General features: G+C 72.1%; 20 protein-coding genes and 1 pseudogene. 9 read left to right on the plus strand and 12 right to left on the minus strand.

All coding sequences use genetic code 11. The features are described 5' to 3' along the window. Nucleotides 1-1764 (plus strand): annotated as a pseudogene (locus tag ACWEJ6_RS37790) (AfsR/SARP family transcriptional regulator); the annotation flags it as partial. A 90-nt stretch (nucleotides 1765-1854) separates the two neighbouring features. Then, entirely contained in the window at nucleotides 1855-2328 is a 474-nt protein-coding gene (locus tag ACWEJ6_RS37795; protein WP_387672486.1) for a hypothetical protein, read from the plus strand. Between the two features lie 30 nt (nucleotides 2329-2358). On the opposite strand, the gene era is transcribed toward ACWEJ6_RS37795, so the two are convergent. The 8 genes from era to ACWEJ6_RS37835 form a co-directional block, all read right to left on the minus strand. Next, nucleotides 2359-3267, minus strand: coding sequence for a GTPase Era (era, locus tag ACWEJ6_RS37800; RefSeq protein WP_387672483.1), 909 nt, complete (start codon nucleotides 3265-3267; stop codon nucleotides 2359-2361). An 18-nt stretch (nucleotides 3268-3285) separates the two neighbouring features. Continuing rightward, nucleotides 3286-3756 (minus strand): NUDIX domain-containing protein, encoded by a 471-nt coding sequence (locus tag ACWEJ6_RS37805; RefSeq protein ID WP_352352474.1) that lies wholly within the window; start codon nucleotides 3754-3756, stop codon nucleotides 3286-3288. Between the two features lie 7 nt (nucleotides 3757-3763). Beyond that, entirely contained in the window at nucleotides 3764-4081 is a 318-nt protein-coding gene (locus tag ACWEJ6_RS37810) for a cytidine deaminase (RefSeq protein WP_387672480.1), read from the minus strand. A 10-nt stretch (nucleotides 4082-4091) separates the two neighbouring features. Beyond that, nucleotides 4092-4745, minus strand: coding sequence for a hypothetical protein (locus ACWEJ6_RS37815; RefSeq protein ID WP_387672478.1), 654 nt, complete (start codon nucleotides 4743-4745; stop codon nucleotides 4092-4094). Nucleotides 4746-5052: 307 nt separating this feature from the next. Further along, a complete protein-coding gene (locus ACWEJ6_RS37820; RefSeq protein ID WP_397160652.1) occupies nucleotides 5053-6348 on the minus strand; it encodes a hemolysin family protein in 1296 nt (431 codons plus the stop codon). Next, entirely contained in the window at nucleotides 6345-6821 is a 477-nt protein-coding gene (gene ybeY, locus ACWEJ6_RS37825) for an rRNA maturation RNase YbeY (RefSeq protein WP_352329052.1), read from the minus strand. The genes ACWEJ6_RS37820 and ybeY overlap by 4 nt, the downstream gene beginning before the upstream one ends. Continuing rightward, nucleotides 6818-7855 carry a PhoH family protein gene (locus ACWEJ6_RS37830; protein WP_352352470.1) on the minus strand — a complete coding sequence of 346 codons (1038 nt, stop codon included), beginning with the start codon at nucleotides 7853-7855 and terminating at the stop codon, nucleotides 6818-6820. Before ACWEJ6_RS37830 ends, ybeY begins: the two co-directional genes overlap by 4 nt. Nucleotides 7856-7945: 90 nt before the next feature. Beyond that, nucleotides 7946-8290: a histidine triad nucleotide-binding protein gene (locus tag ACWEJ6_RS37835; RefSeq protein WP_452430099.1), complete on the minus strand. Its 345-nt coding sequence runs from the start codon at nucleotides 8288-8290 to the stop codon at nucleotides 7946-7948. 279 nt (nucleotides 8291-8569) lie between these two features. On the opposite strand from ACWEJ6_RS37835, the gene ACWEJ6_RS37840 reads away from it, so the two are divergent. Further along, nucleotides 8570-9082, plus strand: coding sequence for a SigE family RNA polymerase sigma factor (locus tag ACWEJ6_RS37840; RefSeq protein ID WP_049573205.1), 513 nt, complete (start codon nucleotides 8570-8572; stop codon nucleotides 9080-9082). Beyond that, nucleotides 9079-9705 (plus strand): hypothetical protein, encoded by a 627-nt coding sequence (locus ACWEJ6_RS37845; protein ID WP_452430101.1) that lies wholly within the window; start codon nucleotides 9079-9081, stop codon nucleotides 9703-9705. Before ACWEJ6_RS37840 ends, ACWEJ6_RS37845 begins: the two co-directional genes overlap by 4 nt. 7 nt (nucleotides 9706-9712) lie before the next feature. On the opposite strand, the gene ACWEJ6_RS37850 is transcribed toward ACWEJ6_RS37845, so the two are convergent. Genes ACWEJ6_RS37850 through hrcA form a run of 3 tightly spaced genes read right to left on the minus strand, consistent with a single transcriptional unit; the run spans nucleotide 9713 to nucleotide 12609 of the window. Further along, on the minus strand, nucleotides 9713-10438 hold the full coding sequence (locus ACWEJ6_RS37850) for a 16S rRNA (uracil(1498)-N(3))-methyltransferase (protein WP_452430103.1): 726 nt from the start codon (nucleotides 10436-10438) through the stop codon (nucleotides 9713-9715). A gap of 9 nt (nucleotides 10439-10447) precedes the next feature. Then, nucleotides 10448-11584 (minus strand): molecular chaperone DnaJ, encoded by a 1137-nt coding sequence (gene dnaJ / locus ACWEJ6_RS37855; protein ID WP_397160657.1) that lies wholly within the window; start codon nucleotides 11582-11584, stop codon nucleotides 10448-10450. 11 nt (nucleotides 11585-11595) lie between these two features. Beyond that, nucleotides 11596-12609 (minus strand): heat-inducible transcriptional repressor HrcA, encoded by a 1014-nt coding sequence (hrcA, locus tag ACWEJ6_RS37860; RefSeq protein ID WP_387672467.1) that lies wholly within the window; start codon nucleotides 12607-12609, stop codon nucleotides 11596-11598. Between the two features lie 156 nt (nucleotides 12610-12765). Here hrcA and ACWEJ6_RS37865 point away from each other — a divergent pair, with 156 nt between their 5' ends. From ACWEJ6_RS37865 to ACWEJ6_RS37875, 3 genes are read left to right on the plus strand one after another with little or no spacing between them, the layout of a single operon-like run. Then, nucleotides 12766-13593 (plus strand): hypothetical protein, encoded by an 828-nt coding sequence (locus tag ACWEJ6_RS37865; RefSeq protein WP_387672464.1) that lies wholly within the window; start codon nucleotides 12766-12768, stop codon nucleotides 13591-13593. A gap of 17 nt (nucleotides 13594-13610) precedes the next feature. Then, nucleotides 13611-14420 carry a DUF3097 domain-containing protein gene (locus ACWEJ6_RS37870; protein WP_452430106.1) on the plus strand — a complete coding sequence of 270 codons (810 nt, stop codon included), beginning with the start codon at nucleotides 13611-13613 and terminating at the stop codon, nucleotides 14418-14420. Next, nucleotides 14417-15076, plus strand: coding sequence for a DUF4870 domain-containing protein (locus tag ACWEJ6_RS37875; RefSeq protein ID WP_449913753.1), 660 nt, complete (start codon nucleotides 14417-14419; stop codon nucleotides 15074-15076). The genes ACWEJ6_RS37870 and ACWEJ6_RS37875 overlap by 4 nt, the downstream gene beginning before the upstream one ends. On the opposite strand, the gene hemW is transcribed toward ACWEJ6_RS37875, so the two are convergent. Continuing rightward, nucleotides 15069-16286 (minus strand): radical SAM family heme chaperone HemW, encoded by a 1218-nt coding sequence (gene hemW / locus ACWEJ6_RS37880; RefSeq protein ID WP_452430109.1) that lies wholly within the window; start codon nucleotides 16284-16286, stop codon nucleotides 15069-15071. The two genes, ACWEJ6_RS37875 and hemW, sit on opposite strands and share 8 nt — an antisense overlap. A gap of 55 nt (nucleotides 16287-16341) precedes the next feature. Here hemW and ACWEJ6_RS37885 point away from each other — a divergent pair, with 55 nt between their 5' ends. Together ACWEJ6_RS37885 and ACWEJ6_RS37890 are read left to right on the plus strand one after the other, a co-directional pair. After that, the gene (locus ACWEJ6_RS37885; protein WP_452430111.1) at nucleotides 16342-17547 is read left to right on the plus strand and encodes a styrene monooxygenase/indole monooxygenase family protein; all 1206 of its coding nucleotides are present in this window, start codon (nucleotides 16342-16344) and stop codon (nucleotides 17545-17547) included. 63 nt (nucleotides 17548-17610) lie between these two features. Continuing rightward, nucleotides 17611-18855 (plus strand): glycoside hydrolase family 18 protein, encoded by a 1245-nt coding sequence (locus ACWEJ6_RS37890; RefSeq protein WP_452430113.1) that lies wholly within the window; start codon nucleotides 17611-17613, stop codon nucleotides 18853-18855. The last annotated feature ends 29 nt before the right edge of the window (nucleotides 18856-18884 follow it).

The following is an 18884-nucleotide window of genomic DNA, read 5'->3' on the forward strand; positions in this document are numbered from 1 at the left end:
GTGCACGGCCAGGCCGGCGCAGGCAAGTCGGCCCTGGCCGTGCACGCCGCCTGGCGGGCCCGCGAGTCCTTCCCCGACGGCATCCTGTATGCCGACCTGCGCGAGACCACGGCCCCCTCGGCCGTCCTGGAGGACTTCCTGCGCTGGCTCGGCTGCCCGGCCCAGGCCATCCCGGCCGGGCTGGAGCAGCGCGAGCGCCTGTTCCGCACCTACACGGCCAACCGCCGCCTGCTGGTCCTGCTGGACAACGCCGCCGGCGAGGCCCAGGTGCGCCCGCTGCTGACGTCCTGCCCGACGGTCGTGACCAGCCGCTCGTCGCTGGGCGGCCTGACCGGCGCGACCCGGCTGTCGGTCGGCGTGCTCGGTCAGCAGGACGCCCTGGCCCTGCTCGTGGCCGGCTCCGGACGGCCCGCGGACGAGGCGCTGCACCGGCTGGCCCGCTTCTGCGGCGGCCTGCCGATCGCGCTGCGCATCGCCGCGTCCAGGCTGGCGGCCCGCCCGAACTGGACGGTGGACTACCTGGTGGGCCTTCTTGAGGACGAGCACAAGCGGCTCGACCGGCTGCACGCGGGCGACCAGACGGTCCGCAGCGTGTTCGCCATCGGCTACGACGGGCTGCCCGAACCGGCCAGGCGGACGTTACGCGGCCTCGGCGCCCTGTCGGCCCCCGACTTCGCCGACTGGCTCACCGACCGGCTCGGCGGCGGCGCCGAGGCCCTGGTGGACGCCGGCCTGCTGGAGACGCACGGCGTGGACGCGGCCGGCCAGATCCGCTACCGCATGCACGACCTGACCCGGCTGTTCGCGCGCGAGCAGCCGCTGCCGGGCGTGCTGGCCGAGGTGTCGGAGCTCGTTCTGGCCCGGGTGCGCGCCTCGCGCTTCTCGCTGGTGTCGGGCGACCCCGCCACGGCCGTGGCGACCAGGGACATCAGGGAGTCGGTCGAGTGGCTGGACGCCGAGCGGCCGTTCCTGGTGAGCCTGGTGGCCGACCTGCACGCCGCCGGGCTCGACGAGCCGTGCTGGCGGCTGGCGCACCTGCTGGGGCCGTACCTGGAGCGGCACCGGTTCCTCGACGACTGGCGGGCGGTCTCGGAGCGGGCGCTGGAGTCCGCGCGGCGGGCCGGCGACGACCGGGGTGAGGCGCTCGTCCTGCTCGGCCAGGGCGACCTGCACCTGGCCGAGCGCGAATGGGACCTGGCCCACGAGAAGCTGCGGCTGGCGCTCGGCATGTTCCTGCGGCAGGGCCGCACCCGCGACGTCAACCACACCCGCCGCCGCCTGGGCCGGGTGCACCTGGAGCGGGACCGGCTTGAGGAGGCCGAGCGGGCGCTGCTGGCCTGCCTGGAGGCAGCCGACCACCAGCGGGACGCCGCCGACGCCGAGCGCGTGCTCGGCGCGGTGCTGCGCCGCGCGGGCCGGCTGGAGGAGGCCGCCGTCCACCTCCTGGCGGCCGTCGGTCACCTGACGGAGCTGGGCGACCGTCATCGGCAGGCCGACACCCTGCTCGACCTGGCCGCCGTACGGCTGGCGCAGGGCGCCAAGGCCGACGCCAGGTCGGCCGCCGAACGTGCCAGGGGCATCGCCGTACGGCTCGGCGACCGCCTGCTGGACGCGTACGCGCTGCTGGCCCTGGCCGGGGTCAACCGGGCCGAGGGGGCCGCCGGGCGCGCCCGCGAGCTGGCCGCGGCCGCCCTGGAGGTCTTCGACGAGACCGGCGACCGCCGTGCCGCCGCCAACGCCCGCGCCTTCCTCTCCACCCCCTGACCCCGTCCCCCGCCGCCCCCGCTGCTCGGCTTGGTGACGAGTCCGTCGCGTCGGGTGGTGGGGGCCGGGGGCGCGGCTTACAGTGATCGTGTGGCCGATGACCTCAAGCCCGCCCGGACGACGTCCGCCCGCCGCGGCGCCGCGCTGGCCGTCGCCGTCGCGGCCGCCCTCCTGGTGCTCACCGCGATCATGCCCTGGGCCGGCGTCGAGGCCCGCAGCGACCTGATCGGCGCCGGCGTCTCCGACGACGTGCGCGGCGTCGACGTCAGCACGGGCCTCTACACGCTGCTCGCCGGGCTGGCCGCGCTGGCGCTCGGCGTCACGGGCCTGCTGGGCGGCCGGCCGCGCGTGGCGGCGCTGGCGGTGGTGCCGGGCGCGGTGGCCACGCTGCTGCTGGTGATGTTCGTCGCCGACCCGCAGCGCGTCGGCGACCGGCTCTCCATCGACCTGGGCGGGCTGCTGTCGGTCGAGCCGGTCATCAGGTTCGGCTGGTTCGCCGCGCTGGCCTGCTCGGTCGCGATCGTGGTGCTGTCCGTGCTGGCCCTGGTGCGCCGCGCACGCTGACCGCCCGGCCCGGCGGGATCACCGGCGGGGTCAGTCGAAGAAGCCGAGGCGGCGCAGCTGCTTGGGGTCGCGCTGCCAGTCTTTGGCCACGCTGATCCGCAGGTCGAGGTAGACCCGCGTGCCGAGCAGCGCCTCGATCTGCTTGCGGGCCTTGGTGCCCACGTCGCGCAGCCGCTCGCCCTTGTGCCCGATGACGATGGCCTTCTGGGAGGGCCGCTCGACGAACATGTGGGCGTAGATGTCGAGCAGGTCGTCGCGGCCCTCGCGGGGCATCATCTCGTCGACGACCACGGCGATCGAGTGCGGCAGCTCGTCGCGCACGCCCTCCAGGGCCGCCTCCCTGATGAGCTCGCCCACCATCACCTGCTCGGGCTCGTCGGTGAGCTGCCCGCCCTCGTACAGCGGCGGCGACTCGGGCAGGTGCTCGATCAGCACGTCGCCCAGCACGTCGAGCTGCTCGCCCGACTGCGCCGACACCGGCACGACCGCCGCGAACTCGGCCACCTGCGACACCGCGAGCAGCTGCTGGGCGACCTGCTCCCGGCTCGCCAGGTCGCACTTGGTCACCACGGCGACCACTGGCGTCTTCTTCACCGCCGCCAGCTTGTCGGCGATGAAGCGGTCGCCCTTGCCGATCGGCTCGTTGGCCGGCACGCAGAAGCCGATCACGTCGACCTCGGTGAGCGTGGACAGCACCAGGCTGTCCAGTCGCTCGCCGAGGAGGGTGCGCGGCCGGTGCAGGCCCGGCGTGTCCACGATGACGATCTGGGCGTCGGGGCGGTGCACGATGCCCCTGATGACCCGCCTGGTCGTCTGCGGCTTGGACGAAGTGATCGCCACCTTGGCGCCGACCAGGGCGTTCATCAATGTGGACTTGCCGACGTTCGGCCTTCCCACGAAGCAGGCGAATCCGGCGCGATGATTGTCTGGCGAAGTCACATTGTGCATTGTCGCTTATCAGCTGCCATGTTCACGCCACCAGGCGAACGCGTCGGGCAGCGCCAGGGGTGTCCAGGCCGGCGTCGTCAGGCCGCCGGCCTCGTGCTCGGTCACCCACCGGTAGTCGTTGATCTCCTCGCCGTCGGGGGTCGGCGTGCCGGCGGCGAGGGTGCAGGCGTACATGGCGATGACGTACGCCACCTCGTGGCCGTTGGGGTAGACCGTGCGGTACTCGGGGCCGCCGTAGACGCCGACCAGCCCGCGCACCTCGACCTCGATGGCCAGCTCTTCGCGCAGCTCCCTGACCACCGCGTCCTGCGGGCGCTCGCCGGGGTCGACGCCGCCGCCGGGGGTGGCCCACAGGCCGTCGTCGCCGTGCCGGGCCATCAGCACCCGCCCGGCGCGGTCGAAGACGCACCCGTTGACCGACGGCAGCATGAGCAGGTCGTTGCCGATCTTGGCGCGCAACCGGGCCAGGAACGGCGACATGGCCACGTCAGGACCTCAGCGTGCCGTCGGGACCGGCCACGAGCAGGGCTTTGACGCCCAGCTCGGCCGCGACCGCCTCGTCGGCCGGGTCCGGCTCGCCCGCCGTCACCAGCGCGACCGCCTCCAGCGAGCGCGCGCCGCCGGAGACCGCCATGGCCACCGCGACCTGCACGGCCGACAGCCTCAGCGACGACAACGCGACGCCGGTCGCCGAGTACGTGCGGCCGGTCTCGTCGCGCACGGCGGCGCCCTCGGCGGCCTCGTTGCGCGCCCTGACCGCCCGCGCCAGGGTGATGATCTTGCTGTCTTCAGGATCGAGAGTCACGGGAACCAGGTTAGGCCGTGGACATCGACAGCAGGGCGGCGACCAGCTTCCTCGTCCGGTCCCGGTCGACGTCGCTCATGCCCGCGTGCACGACCGACACCAGCGTGTCGCCGTCCCGCGACAGCACGACGTCGAGGGCGTACGGGTAGCCGTTCAGCCGTCCGCGCAGCCGTGCCGCGGCGGCCTCGTCCCCGGAGCGGGCGGCGTCGCCGACGTCCAGCCTGCGGGCCCGCAGGGCGGTGCCGCCCGACGTCCGGATCTCCCTGCACGACTCCAGGGCGTCGCTGAGGTCGTCGAAGCGCGCCTCGGCCTCGTCGCCGGCGTACCTGGCCAGGCCGACGGCCGCCCGCTCGCCCAGGCCGTCCCCCTGGTAGCTGACCGCCGCCTGGCCGGTGAGCCCCTCCTCGGGCGCGTGCCCGGCCGCCACGTCGAGCGCGGCCCGGCACGCCTGGTCCACCCGGCCGAACGGCACCCGCCAGGCCTGCTCCGGCCGTTGCGCGAAGCCGTCCGGCAGGCTCGGCCGCCTGGTGAGCACCTCCCGGAGCTGGGCCATGGCCTGGGCGTCGACGACGGCCGCCACCTTCCCGTCCGCCCCGCCGCCGCTGCCCGCGCAGCCCGCCAGGGTCGCGGCCAGCAGCCCGTACACGATGATCCGCGCTTTCATGATTCCCCCTGGACCGCAGCCTCCCCCGGCGACGAATGCGGCAATCTCCGCAGAGGTTCCACCAAACGCAAAAAGGGTGCCCTCGCCCGGTTTCCAGACGAGAACACCCTTTACGCCGATCGACGTCCTGGCCGGCTAGCTGGCCGGAACGCCGTCGTCCCCCCAGGAGCGCCCTCCGGCCGCGAACCCCACCCGGCGTTCGGACGCTTCCTCGTGACACCCACCGCACCGGGTGTCAGGTATGAGACTGCCGGACCCCGCTTGCAGACGACTTGTAGAACGCTTGCGACATCTCCCCGCAAAGTGGTCAGTCACGGTCGGCGGCGGCCTGGACGTCGTCCTCCGCGGACGGCGCGACCCGGCGGACGACGACCGTGCTGATGCGGTTGCGCCGCCCGGCCAGGCTCTCGGCCGTCAGCTCCAGCCCGGCCACCTCCGCCTGCGACCCGGCGATCGGCACCCGGCCGAGCGCGTGGGCCAGCAGGCCGCCGACGGTCTCGACGTCGTCGACCTCGATCTCGGTGTCGAACAGCTCGCCCAGCTCGTCGACCGGCATGCGGGCGGTCACCCGCAGCGCGCCCTCGGACATGGTCTCCACGCGCGGGGCCTCCTGGTCGTACTCGTCGGTGATCTCGCCGACGATCTCCTCCAGGACGTCTTCGATGGTGACCAGGCCGGCGGTGCCGCCGTACTCGTCGATGACGATCGCGATGTGGATCTGCCGGGCCTGCATCTCGCGCATGAGCTGGTCGATGGGCTTGCTCTCCGGCACGTACGCGGCCCGCCGCATGATCGACTCGACCGTCTCCTTGCCGCCGCCCTCGCCCGACTCGTGGATCTTGCGGGCGATGTCCTTGAGGTAGGCGATGCCGATGACGTCGTCCTCGTTCTCGCCCACGACCGGGATGCGGGAGAAGCCGCTGCGCAGCGCGAGCGACAGCGCCTGGCTGATCGTCTTGCCGCGCTCGATGTAGACCATGTCGGTGCGGGGCACCATGACCTCGCGGACCAGCGTGTCGCCCAGCTCGAAGACCGAGTGGATCATCTCGCGCTCGTCCGGCTCGATCACCCGGCGCTCCTCGGCCAGGTCGACCAGGTCGCGCAGCTCGGCCTCGGAGGTGAAGGGGCCGTCGCGGAAGCCCTTGCCGGGGGTCAGGGCGTTGCCGAGCAGGATGAGCAGCTTGGGCAGCGGGCCGAAGATGCGGGTCAGGCCGTAGACGATCGGCGCCCCGGCCAGCGCGACCGGCTCGGCGTGCTGGCGCCCCAGCGTCCGCGGCATGACCCCGACGACGACGTAGCTGACCACGATCATGACGGCCGCGGCGGCCACGTAGGCCCAGCCCTGGTCGTGCATGAGGTCGATGAACAGCAGCGTGGCGATGACCGTCGCCACCAGCTCGCAGCTCAGGCGCAGCAGCAGGAGCAGGTTGAGGTAGCGGGGCGGGTCGGTGACGATGGCCTGGAGCCGATCGGCCCCGCGCCGGCCCTCGCGCACGAACTCCTCCGCGCGCACCCGGGAGATGCGCGTCAGTGCCGTTTCCGCACTGGCGATCAGGCCACCGATGATCACAAGGGCGATGGCCCACAGCAACCAGGCGTTCACCGCGAGTCGCGCACCTCCTGCCAGGACTCGAGCATCTGGGCCTGCAGCCCGAACATCTCCTTGTGCTCCTCGGGCTCGGCGTGGTCGTAGCCGAGCAGGTGCAGGATGCCGTGGGTGCACAGCAGCTCCAGCTCGGCCTGGGCGCTGTGCCCGGCCTCCTTGGCCTGCCTGGCCGCGACCTGCGGGCAGAGCACGACGTCGCCGAGCAGCGCCGGGTCGGCCGGGCTCTCGCCGTCGCCGCGCGCGCCGCCGCCGGGACGCAGCTCGTCCATCGGGAAGGCCAGCACGTCGGTCGGGCCTGGCTCGCCCATCCACTTCTCGTGCAGCTCGGACATGGCGTCTTCGTCGACCACCACGATGGACAGCTCGGCGAGCGGGTTGATGCCCATCTCGCCGAGCACGTGGGTGGCCAGCGCGACGAGGTTCTCCTCGTCGACGCCGACGCCGGACTCGTTGTTGATCTCGATGCTCACGGGCGTCGTTTCCCCCGGTGGATGGCCTTCGGCTCCTGGGCGGCCTGGGTGGCGTCGTAGCGCCCGTAGGCGTCGACGATGTCGCTCACCAGCTTGTGGCGCACCACGTCGGCGCTGGACAGGCGGGCGAAGTGGATGTCGGGGATGCCCTCCAGGATGTCCTGGACGACCCGCAGCCCGCTCACCGTGCCCGAGGGCAGGTCGACCTGGGTCACGTCGCCGGTCACCACGATCTTGGAGTTGAACCCCAGCCGGGTCAGGAACATCTTCATCTGCTCGGCCGAGGAGTTCTGGGCCTCGTCGAGGATGATGAAGGCGTCGTTGAGGGTACGGCCGCGCATGTACGCCAGCGGCGCGACCTCGATCGTGCCCGCGGCCATCAGCTTCGGGATCGAGTCGGGGTCGACCATGTCGTGCAGCGCGTCGTAGAGCGGCCGCAGGTAGGGGTCGATCTTCTCGTAGAGGGTGCCGGGCAGGAAGCCGAGCCGCTCGCCCGCCTCGACCGCCGGCCTGGTCAGGATGATGCGGTTGACCCGCTTCTCCTGCAGCGCGCGCACGGCCTTGGCCATCGCCAGGTACGTCTTGCCGGTGCCCGCGGGCCCGATGCCGAACACGATCGTGTGCTGGTCGATCGCGTCGACGTACCGCTTCTGGTTGACGGTCTTCGGCCTGATCGTGCGGCCGCGGGAGGACAGGATGTCGAGCGAGAGCACCTCGGCCGGACGGTCGGAGGTCATGCGCAGCATGGCGATGCTCCGCTCGACCGCGTCGGGCGTGAGCTCGCCCCCGCTGCGCAGCACCTCGACCAGCTCCTCGAACAGGCGCACGACCGCGCCGCTCTCGTCGGGGCTGCCGGTGACGGTGATCTCGTTGCCCCGCACGTGGATGTCGGCCCTGAAGGCGCCCTCGATGACGCGAAGCAGCTCGTCACGGGAGCCGAGGAGGCTGACCATCGGGTATTCGTCCGGAATCAGCACCTTGGCTTGAGTGCGCGAGGGAGGTGCCGTGCGTCGGGATTCATGTAGTTCGGACATGGGCAGGCCAGCGGCCTGATGCCTCCCGGTCTGTTCGGTGTTCTTCTCCGCCCATCGTATCCGGCACCAGGCTGATTGCTCGCGTCAATATCAGCCGGGCGGCCACGTGAGGTCACGCCCTCCGAGAACATGGGCGTGCACGTGGAAGACGGTCTGGCCGGCGCCGGGCCCGGTGTTGAAGACGATCCGGTAGCCCCCCTCGGCCACGCCGTCCTGGACGGCGACGGCGTGCGCGGCCTTGAGCACGTCGTCGGCGAGCCCGTCGTCGGCGGCGGCCATGGAGGCCGCGTCGGGGTGGTGCGCGCGCGGGATGACCAGCACGTGCGTCGGGGCCTGCGGATTGACGTCGCGGAACGCCAGCGCCCTGGCGTTCTCGTAGACGACGTCGGCCGGAATTTCCTTGGCCACGATTTTGCAGAAGAGGCAGTCGCTCACGGCAGTACCCTATCGAGAGCGACCGTTCGGCAGTCCGTTGCGAATCGGTAATCCGTGGTGTCGTGCGCCCGAAGATCCGCGCGGTTAGGGTGAGTGTGCGACACTTCAGAGCAAAAAAGTTGATTCAGGGTCGGGCGAGCGCCACCTGGCGAGGAACACGACTGGGTAATGCACCCTAAGGAACCGGGGAAACCTTCAGAACCGGAAGAGAGTAAACCCTCTGGGAAGGCCGCGCGTCCCACTGATGTGACCACCGAAACCCTTCTGGCCGACAGGTCGATGGGGGCGGTGCCGGTCGGGTGGGATGCCGACATGGCCGTGACCGCGCTCTACAGCGCGCATTTCCGGTCATTGGTGCGTCTCGCGGTGTTGCTGGTGCGTGACATGGCAACCGCCGAGGAAGTCGTGCAGGACGCGTTCGTCGCCATTCACGGCGCCTGGCGCAGACTGCGCGATCCCGACAAAGCACTCGCTTACCTGCGTCAGTCTGTCGTCAACCGGTCCCGTTCCGTGCTGCGTCACCGCGCGGTCGTCGAGAAGTACGCCCCCAAGGGCCTGCCGGACGCCCCGAGCGCCGAGAACGGCGCGATCGGCGAGCTGGAACGCTCCGCCGTCATCGAGGCGTTACGCGCCCTGCCGACCCGACAGAGAGAAGCACTGGTTCTGCGTTATTACGGAGATCTGTCCGAAGCTGAGATCGCCCACGCCATGGGCATCAGCAAGGGCGCGGTCAAGAGCCACACCGCCCGTGGAATGGCCGCGTTGCGGTCCGTCCTGGAGAAGATGTCATGACCCAGCCCCCCGACGAGTACGGCGACGTCCTGCGCCGTGCGCTCCGCGCGGAGGCGGACGCGGTCGTGCCCTCGCCGGAAGGACTGCAGATCATCCGCGCCCGCATCGAGCGGCGCGGCGTCCGTAACCTGTTCTGGTGGCGTGCGGGCGCGGCGGCGGTCAGCGCCGTGCTGGTGGCGGGGACGATCGTGATGGTCGTTCCCGGGCTGCGCTCCCAGATCTTCGAGACGCCCGTCAAGGTGGTGGACAACTCGACCACCACCCCCGGCAACTCCTCGACCAGGCTGTCCACGCCGCCCAGGCGCGACAGTCACAGCGCCGAGCCGCCGCCCGCGGTGATCGTGCCGCCGAGCCACAGCGAGACCCACCGGCCCTCGGAGACGGCCAGGTCGACCAGACAGCCCACGCCGTCGCCGACGCCGTCCTCGACGCCCTGCCCGAGCGGCGAGCCCGCCGGCGACCAGGAGTGCCCCGAGATCACGCCGACCCCCACGCCGACCCCGCCGGAGACGACCGAATCGCCGACGTCGTGCCCCTCCGACGAGTGCCCGCCGGACGACCTGCCCACCGGCCCGAGCGACCTGAGCAGCCCGCTGGTGGACGTGCCGCACACGACACCCTGAGCTGGGATCACCAGCGCCCGGTACGCGCGAGCAGCACGGCCGCCGCCGCCACCCCCGCCGTGGAGGTGCGCAGCACGGTCGGCCCGAGCAGCACGGGCACCGCCTTGGCCGCGGCGAACCTGCGCAGCTCCTCCGCCGAGACCCCGCCCTCCGGCCCCACGACGACGACGATGTCGCCGCCGGGCGGCAGCGCCACCTTCGACAGCGGCTCGGCGGCCTCCTCGTGCAGCACGAGCCCCAGCGCCGCGTCGGCCAGCAGCCCCTCGACCTGGGCGGTGGAGGCGAGCTCGGCCACCTGCGGCAGGTGGAACCGGCGCGCCTGCTTGCCGGCCTCGCGGGCCGTGGCACGCCACCGGCCCAGCGCCTTGGCGATCTTGTCGCCCTTCCACTGCGTGATGCTGCGCGAGGCGGCCCAGGGCACGATCACGTCGACCCCCACCTCGGTCATCATCTCGACGGCCAGCTCGCCCCTGTCGCCCTTGGGCAGCCCCTGGACGACCACCAGCCGCCGCGCGGGCGGCTCGACGGTGTAGCGGGCGAGCACGTCGAGCGCGAGTGCGTCCTTGAACACCTCGCGCACCACGCACTCGGCGACGTCGCCCGCGCCGTTGGTCAGGTCGACCCGCTCGCCGGCGCGCAGGCGCCGCACGGAGGCCGCGTGCCGCCCCTCAGGGCCGTCGAGCGTGAGCTCGGCGCCGTTGAGGTCCTCGGCGAGGAACACGGGGACGGTCACGGGTGATCGTCACCTGCCGTTGAAGGCGTCACGCAGGCGGGAGAAAAAACCCTGCTGCCCCGGGGCGAACTTTCCCGGCGGCCGCTCCTCGCCGCGCAGCCTGGACAGCTCGCGCAGCAGGTCCTCCTGCGTCTGGTCGAGCCGCATCGGGGTCTCGACGTTGACGTGGATGAGCAGGTCGCCCCTGCCGGACTCGTTGAGCCGCTGCACGCCGCGCCCGTACATGGTGATGACCTGGCCGGACTGGGTGCCGGGGCGCACGTCGATCTCCTCGGAGCCGTCGAGCGTCTCGACCGCGAGGATGGTGCCGAGCGCGGCGGCCGTCATCGGGATCTGGACCGTGCAGTGGAGGTCGTCGCCGCGCCGCTCGAAGATCTCGTGCGCGCGTTCGACGATCTCCAGGAACAGGTCTCCGGGCGGGCCGCCGCCGGGGCCGACCTCGCCCTCGCCGGCGAGCTGGATGTGGGTGCCGTCCTCGACGCCCGCGGGGATGCGGACCTTGATCGTACGGCGGGTGCGCACCCGGCCGTCGCCCGAGCACTCCTGGCAGGGGTGGCGGATGATGCTGCCGAAGCCGCCGCACTGGGGGCACGGCCGCGAGGTCATGACCTGGCCCAGGAACGAGCGGGTGACCTGGGAGATCTCGCCGCGCCCGTTACACATGTCACAGGTGTCGGGATGGGTGCCGGGGGCCGCGCCGGCGCCGTGGCACACCTCGCACAGCACGGCGGTGTCCACGACCAGCTCGCGGGTGGTGCCGAACGCCGTCTCGCGCAGGTCGAGCTCGACCCGGATGGTGGCGTTGCGGCCCCTCCTGGCGCGCGAGCGCGGCCCGCGGGTGCCGCCCGCGGTGCCGAAGAAGGCGTCCATGATGTCGCTGAAGGGGAAGCCCGCGCCGAAGCCGCCGGCGCCCGCACCCGCGCCGCCGCCGAAGGGGTCGCCGCCCAGGTCGTACATCTGGCGCTTGTTCGGGTCGGACAGCACCTCGTAGGCCTGCGTGATCTCCTTGAACCGCTCCTGGGTCTCAGGATCGGGGTTCACGTCGGGGTGCAGCTCGCGGGCGAGGCGGCGGTAGGCCTTCTTGATCTCGTCCTGACTGGCGTCACGGCGCACCCCGAGGGTGGCGTAGTAGTCGCTGTTTGCCACTTATCGACCTCTTAAGATGCAGCCAGGATCTGGCTGACGTAGCGTGCCACCGCGCGTACGGCGCCCATCGTCACGGGGTAGTCCATCCTCGTGGGACCCAGCACGCCGAGCCGGGCCAGTTGGTTGTCGCCAGAACCGTATCCGGTTGCGACGATGGACGTGCCGCGAAGGTAGGGGTTTTCCGAGCCGATGCGCACGGTGAGCGCGGACGGGGTGTCTGTGGATGTCTCGCCGAGCAACCGCATGAGCACGACCTGCTCCTCCAGCGCCTCCAGCACGTCGCGCAGGCCGGTGGAGAAGTCGGCGCCCGCGAGATTGGCCGCGCCGGCGAACACGATCTTCTCGTCATGGCGTTCGACGAGGGTTTCGAGCAGCACCGACAGGATCGTGGCCACGGCGGGCCGGTCCTCGGCGGGCAGTCGCTCGGGCAGGTCGGCGACCAGCTCGGGGACGTTGCTCAGCCCGCAGCCGTCGAGGCAGGAGTTGAGCACCGCGCGCAGATGGGCGATGCGGTCGTCCTCCACCACCTCGGGCAGCTCGATCACGCGCTGCTCGACGCGCCCGGTGTTGGTGATCAGCACGAGCATGACCCGCCGCTCGTTGAGCGGGACCAGCTCGACGTGCCTGACCGTGGAACGGGTCAGCGTCGGGTACTGCACGACCGCGACCTGCCTGGTGAGCTGCGCGAGCAGCCGCACGGTGCGGAAGACCACGTCGTCGAGGTCGACCGCGCCGGCGAGGAAGGTCTCGATCGCCCGCCGCTCGGCCCCCGACAGGGGCTTGACCTGCGAGAGCCGGTCGACGAACAGGCGGTAGCCCTTGTCCGTCGGCACGCGGCCCGCGCTGGTGTGCGGCTGGGTGATGTACCCGTCCTCCTCCAGAGCGGCCATGTCGTTCCTGACCGTTGCCGGGGAGACCTTGAGGTTGTGGCGCTCCGCCAGCGCCTTGGAGCCCACCGGTTCGTTGGTGGACACGTAGTCTTCGACAATGGCGCGGAGCACCGCCAGCTTCCGTTCGTCGAGCACGTGCTCACCTCCTGCCTCTGCCTAACAGGGAAACGACAGGTCTAGCACTCCGTGTTCCCGAGTGCCAAGTGTACGGCTCTCGCCCACAAGGTGCGATAACACCAGGTCCCATCCTGTTGCTAGCGACTTACAAGCGACAGGCCTCACACTTGCCGCATGACCGACAATTCCCAGCCCCCGCAGTACGGACCGCCCCAGGGGCAGGGTCCCTACTACGGTCAGCCGAACCAGTACGCCCAGCCTCCGTACCAGCCCCAGCAGCACGGCCAGCCGCCCTACCAGCAGCAACAGCCGCCCGCCCAGTACGGCCCCCCGCCCCAGTACGACCAGCAGAACCAGTACGGCCAGCAGAACCAGTACGCCCACCCCGACCAGTACGGCCCGCACAACCAGTACGGCGGGCAGCCGCAGTTCCCGGCCAGGATCGACGGCAAGGCGATCAAGCCGCGCCTGTGGTGGATCGCCGTCGTGTGGGCGGTGGCCGTCGTGCTCGGCGTCGTGGGCGTGGTCGTGTTCGCCGGCGGCGTGCTGAGCAGCGTCTCGGACATGGCCCCGACGAGCACGTTCGCGTCGGGCGAAAGCGTGAAGGTCGCGATCGACCCCGCCAAGCGTCCGGCCGTCTACATCGCGACCGACACGCGGGTCAACTACCAGTGCGAGATCTCCGGCGGCCCGGCCCAGGCCAGGCTGGTCAAGGTCTCCGGCACCCAGACGCTCAGCGCCGGCGGCACCACCTGGCAGGAGATCCTCGCGGTCAACGCCCCCGCCAAGGGCGACTACCAGCTGACCTGCGCCACGCAGGAGGAGTCGTCGGCCCGCTTCGGCGTGGGCCGTGACGTGCTGTCCGCGGCGGGCGGCCTGTTCGGCGGGGTGGCGGCGCTGTTCCTGTTCCCCGGCGCCGGGCTGCTCATCGGCATCATCGGAACCGTCGTCGTCCTCGTACGGCGCAGCGGCGCGCGTAAGCGCCTTGCGGTCAGCGGGTGATTTGCTACGGTCCCCGTGTGTACGAGGGCGATGTGCTGGCGGGCAATTGGCGGCGGCCGGGCAAGGGCAAGATCCCGAAGGTGCCCGCCGAACTCGACCTGGTCGTGGAGGACGCCGACAGCGGCTTCTGCGGCGCCGTGGTGGCCTGCGACAAGGAGGCCGTCACGCTGGAGGACCGGTTCGGCAAACGCCGCCTGTTCCCGCTGGCGCCGGCCGCGTTCCTGCTGGAGGGCAGGCCCGTGACGCTGGTGCGCCCGGCGGCCGCGGCCCCGGCGGGGCCCAGGCGCAGCGCGTCCGGGTCCATCGCCGTGGAGGGGCTGCGGGCCCGGGTCGCCAAGGAGAGCCGGATCTACGTCGAGGGCGTGCACGACGCCGCGCTCGTGGAGAAGATCTGGGGCCACGACCTGCGGGTCGAGGGGGTCGTGGTCGAGTACCTGGAGGGCGTCGACGACCTGCCCGCCATCGTGGCCGAGTTCGCCCCCGAGCCGGGCCGCAGGCTGGGCGTGCTGGTCGACCATCTGGTGCCGGGGTCGAAGGAGAGCCGGATCGCGGCCCGGATCACCTCGCCGCACGTGCTCGTCGTGGGTCATCCGTACATCGACATCTGGCAGGCGGTCAAACCGTCCGTGCTGCGCATCCCGGGCTGGCCCGACGTGCCGCGCGGGGTGCCGTGGAAGGAGGGCGTGCTCGCCGCACTGGGCTGGCGCATGGAGCCCGCGGACGCCTGGCGGCGCATTCTGGGCGCCGTCTCGTCCTACGCCGACCTGGAGCCGGAGCTGCTCGGCCGGGTCGAGGAACTGATCGACTTCGTTACGGAGGCATCATGAGCCAGGCCCCGCCACCCCCCGACGACTCCACCCCGGACGTCCCGCCCTCTGACGTACCGCCTTACGACGTGCCGCCTTCTGACGTGCCCCGCGACCAGGGCTCGGGCCCCCAGCTCGGCTACGGGCAGCAGCCGGGCTCCCAGCCCGACTACGGGCGGCAGCCGCCGAGCCGGCCCGGTCCGCAGCCCGGCCCCATGCCGACGCCGCCGCCCTACGTGCCCCCGCCGCCCGGCTACGGCCAGCCCCCCGGCCACGGCCAGGCTCCGGGCTACGGGCAGCAGCCGGGCTACGGCTACCCCGCCGGGCCGTACGTGCCCGGCCGGTTCGGCCCGCGCCGCGGCAGCGACGACACCACGATGGCCATGCTCGCCCACCTGCTCGGCCTGCTGGTCTCGTGGATCGGCCCGCTGGTCATCTACCTGATGAAGAAGGACGAGTCCCCCTATGTCAGGGATCAGGCGGCCGAGGCGCTGAACTTCCAGATCACGATGTTCATCGGCTACGCGGTGGCGATGGTGCTGTCGATCGTGCTGGTCGGCCTGCTGCTGTTCCCGATCATCTGGATCGTGTCGCTGATCTTCCACGTCCAGGCGGCCATCGCCACCAACCGGGGCGAGAACTACCGCTACCCGTTCGCCATCCGCCTCGTCACATGAGCTCGGTGATCAGGGCGTCGGCCAGCAGCCGCCCCTTGAGGGTGAGCACCATCCGGCCCGCCCTGAACGGCTCGGGCTCCAGCAGCCCGCGCGCCAGCGCGCTCGCCACGGACGTGCGGGCGCCGGGGGCGACCTCGGCCAGCGGGTAGCCGGAGATCAGCCGCAGCTCCAGCATCAGCCGCTCGGCGGCCCGGTCGTCGCCGGTGAGCACCTCGCGCGCGTGCGCGGGCGAGGTGTCCGCCGCCAGGCGCTGGGCGTAGGCGGCCGGGTGCTTGACGTTCCACCAGCGGGTGCCGCCGACGTGGCTGTGGGCGCCGGGGCCGGCGGCCCACCAGTCGCCGCCGGTCCAGTAGAGCAGGTTGTGCCGGCAGCGGGCCTGCTCGGAGGTGGCCCAGTTGGACACCTCGTACCAGGAGAAACCGGCCTCGGCCAGCATCTCCTCGGCGATCAGGTAGCGGTCGGCGGCGACGTCGTCGTCGGGCATCGGCAGCTCGCCGCGCCGGATCCGGGCCGCGAGCCTGGTGCCGTCCTCCACGATCAGCGAGTACGCCGACACGTGGTCCGGCCCGGCCTCGATCGCGGCGGCCAGCGAGGCCCGCCAGTCGTCGTCGGACTCCCCCGGCGTGCTGTAGATCAGGTCGAGGTTGACGTGCTCGAACCCGGCCGCCCGCGCCTCCTGAACGGCCCGCGCCGGACGGCCCGGCGTGTGCCTGCGGTCGAGCACCTGGAGCACGTGCTCACGCGCGCTCTGCATGCCGAAGCTGACCCGGTTGAAGCCGCCCTGACGGAGTTTGTCGAGGTAGGCGGGGTCGACGGACTCGGGGTTGGCCTCGGTGGTGACCTCCGCCCCCGGCCGCAGCCCGAACTCGGCGTCGATCGCGGCCAGGACGCGCGCCAGGTCCTCGGGCGGCAGCAGCGTGGGCGTGCCGCCGCCGAAGAACACCGTCTCCACGGGCAGGTCGGCGTCGCCGAGCACGCGCCGGGCCAGGCGCACCTCCGCCACGACCGTGTCGGCGTAGTCGCGGTGGGAGGCGCCGGGCCCTAGCTCGGCGGCGGTGTAGGTGTTGAAATCGCAGTAGCCGCAGCGGGTGACGCAGAAGGGCACGTGCACGTAGAAGCCGAACGGGCGCTCGCCGAGCCCGCGCAGCGCGCTGTCGGGCAGCTCGCCGGAGGCGGGCGCCGGATCGCCGTCGGGCAGGGTGGATGGCACGTCATCCAGTGTGCCTGCTCACGGGTGTGCTCCGAGCCATCGAAGGAGGCGGCACATGACGGGCGTGGGAATCGTGGGCGCGGGGATCTCCGGCCTGACGCTGGCCCTGCGACTCCAGCAGCTCGGCGTCGCGACCACGCTCTACAGCGAGGGCGACGCGGCCGACCTGGGCCGCGGGCGGCTGCCGAACACGGTCGGCAGGATGGGCCGCGCGCAGGACCGCGAGCGGGAGCTGGGCAGCCTGCACTTCCTCGACCCCGGCTGCCTGCTGGTCAGCGGCAGGCTCTCGATCAAGGGCGATCCGCCGCTGGAGTTCACCGGCCGCGTGACCGAGCCGTTCCACGGGGTCGACTTCCGGGTGCTGCTGCCGGCGCTCATGGACGACTACACGAGCAGAGGCGGCCGGCTGGTCGTCGATCCCCTCCCGCCGGACGCGGGCCAGGTCGCCCACTGGTCGCGCGACCACGAGCTGATGGTGGTGGCCACCGGGCGGCGCTCGGTGCGCGAGCTGTTCCCGCGCGTTCCGGCCTGGTCTCCGTACGAGGCGCCGCAGCGGATCCTGGCCGCCGGGCTGTTCCACGGGTTCGATCCCGGGCCGGCCTTCGGCTTCAACATCTCGCCCGGCTGCGGCGAGATCCTGTGCATGGCGATGATGACGCGGTCGGGCGTGCATGGCGGCGTCCTGGTCGAGGCGATTCCCGGCGGGCCGCTCGACGTGCTGGCCCGGGTGCCCGCCGACGAGTTCTGCAAGACCTTGCTCGCCCTGCTGCCCGAGCACGCGCCGCGCCTGGCCGAGCTGATCGATGCGGCGGCGTTCGAGCTGCTCGGGCCGGAGGACCTGTTGCAGGGCGCGATCACGCCGGTCGTGCGCGAGGCGGTGGCCGAGCTGCCCGGCGGCGGCGTGGCGCTGGCGATCGGCGACGCCTGGGTCACCAACGACCCGATCACCGGGCAGGGCGCGAACCTGGGCTCGGCCTGCGCCTGGATCGCGGCCGACGCCATCGCGGCGGGCGGCCCCTACGACGCGGCGTTCGCGCGGGAGACGGCCCGGCGCATGTGGGTGGCGGCCGAGCCGGTCGTCGCGTGGACGAACGCCTTCCTGCGGCCGCCGGCCGAGCACGTCCTCACCCTGCTCGCCGCCGCCGCGACCAGGCAGGAGGTGGCCGATCTGGTGCTGTCGCTGTTCGGCGACCCGGCGCGGGCGTGGCGGCTGTTCTCCAGCGCCGAGGAGGTGTCGCGCGTCGTTGACGGCACGGGGTGACGGTTCTACGATCGCGTCAACTTATAGGAAAGTTTCTTATAAGTTCACCCCCCAGGAGCGCCCGTGAAGAAGATCGTCCTCGCACTCTCGCTCTTACTCGGGCTCACGGCGGTGTCCGCGCCCGCCGAGGCCCATCCCGGATTCAAGCGGGTCGCCTACTTCATCCAGTGGGGCGTGTACGGGCGCAACTACCACGTCAAGGACGTGGACACCAGCGGCGCCGCCGCCAAGCTCACCCACCTCAACTACGCCTTCGGCTTCGTCAACGCCGAAGGCTCCTGCTACTCGGCCGACCCCTGGGCCGACTGGCAGCGCCCGGTGCCGGCCGAGCAGAGCGTGGACGGCGTCGCCGACCAGCCGGGCCAGGCGCTCAACGGCAACCTCAACCAGCTGCGCAAGCTCAAGGCCAAGCACCCCGGCCTCAAGGTGCTGATCTCGCTCGGCGGCTGGACCGGGTCCAAGTACTTCTCCGACGCCGTGCTCACCGCCGAGTCGCGGTCCGCGCTGGCCCGGTCGTGCGTCGACCTGTGGCTGCGCGGCAACCTGCCGGGCCTGGAGCCCGGCGCGGGCGCCGGCGTGTTCGACGGCGTCGACCTGGACTGGGAGTGGCCGGGCTCGGCGGGCAACGACGGGAACGTGATCAGGCCCGAGGACCGGCGCAACTTCACCCTCTTCGTCGAGGAACTGCGCGCCCAGCTCCGGGCCTTCTCGGCGAGCTCCCAGCTCACCGCCTTCCTCCCGGCCGCCGCCGCGAAGATCGACGCCGGGTTCGAGGTGCGCCGGGTGTTCCGGTCGCTCGACTTCGCCACCGTCCAGGGGTACGACCTGCACGGCACCTGGGAGTCGCGGACCGGGCACAACGGGAACCTGTTCAACGACCGGCGCGACCCCAACCCCGTCAGGTACAGCGTGGACCAGACCGTCCGCGACTACCTGTCGCGCGGCGCGCCCGGCCGCAAGATCGTCGTGGGCGTGCCCGCGTACGGGCAGGGCTGGACCGGCGTGACCGGCGGCGGCGACGGCCTCTGGCAGCCCGCGACCGGTCCGGCCGCCGGCAAGTGGGGGCCGGGCAGCGAGGACTACAAGGACCTGGCCGCCAAGCCCGGCAAGCGCTACCGGGACGTGCGCACCGGCGCGATGTGGCTCTACGACGGCAACGAGTTCTGGTCCTACGACGACCCGGCGTCGCTGCTGGAGAAGGCGGCCTACATCCGGCTCAAGGGCCTGGGCGGCTCGATGATGTGGTCGATCGACCAGGACGACGCCCGCGCCTCCCTCACCTCGGCCCTGTACACCGTCCTGCGCTAGACGGACGCCCGGCCGGGTGGGCGGTTCTC

Source organism: Nonomuraea sp. NPDC004702, from assembly GCF_053601695.1.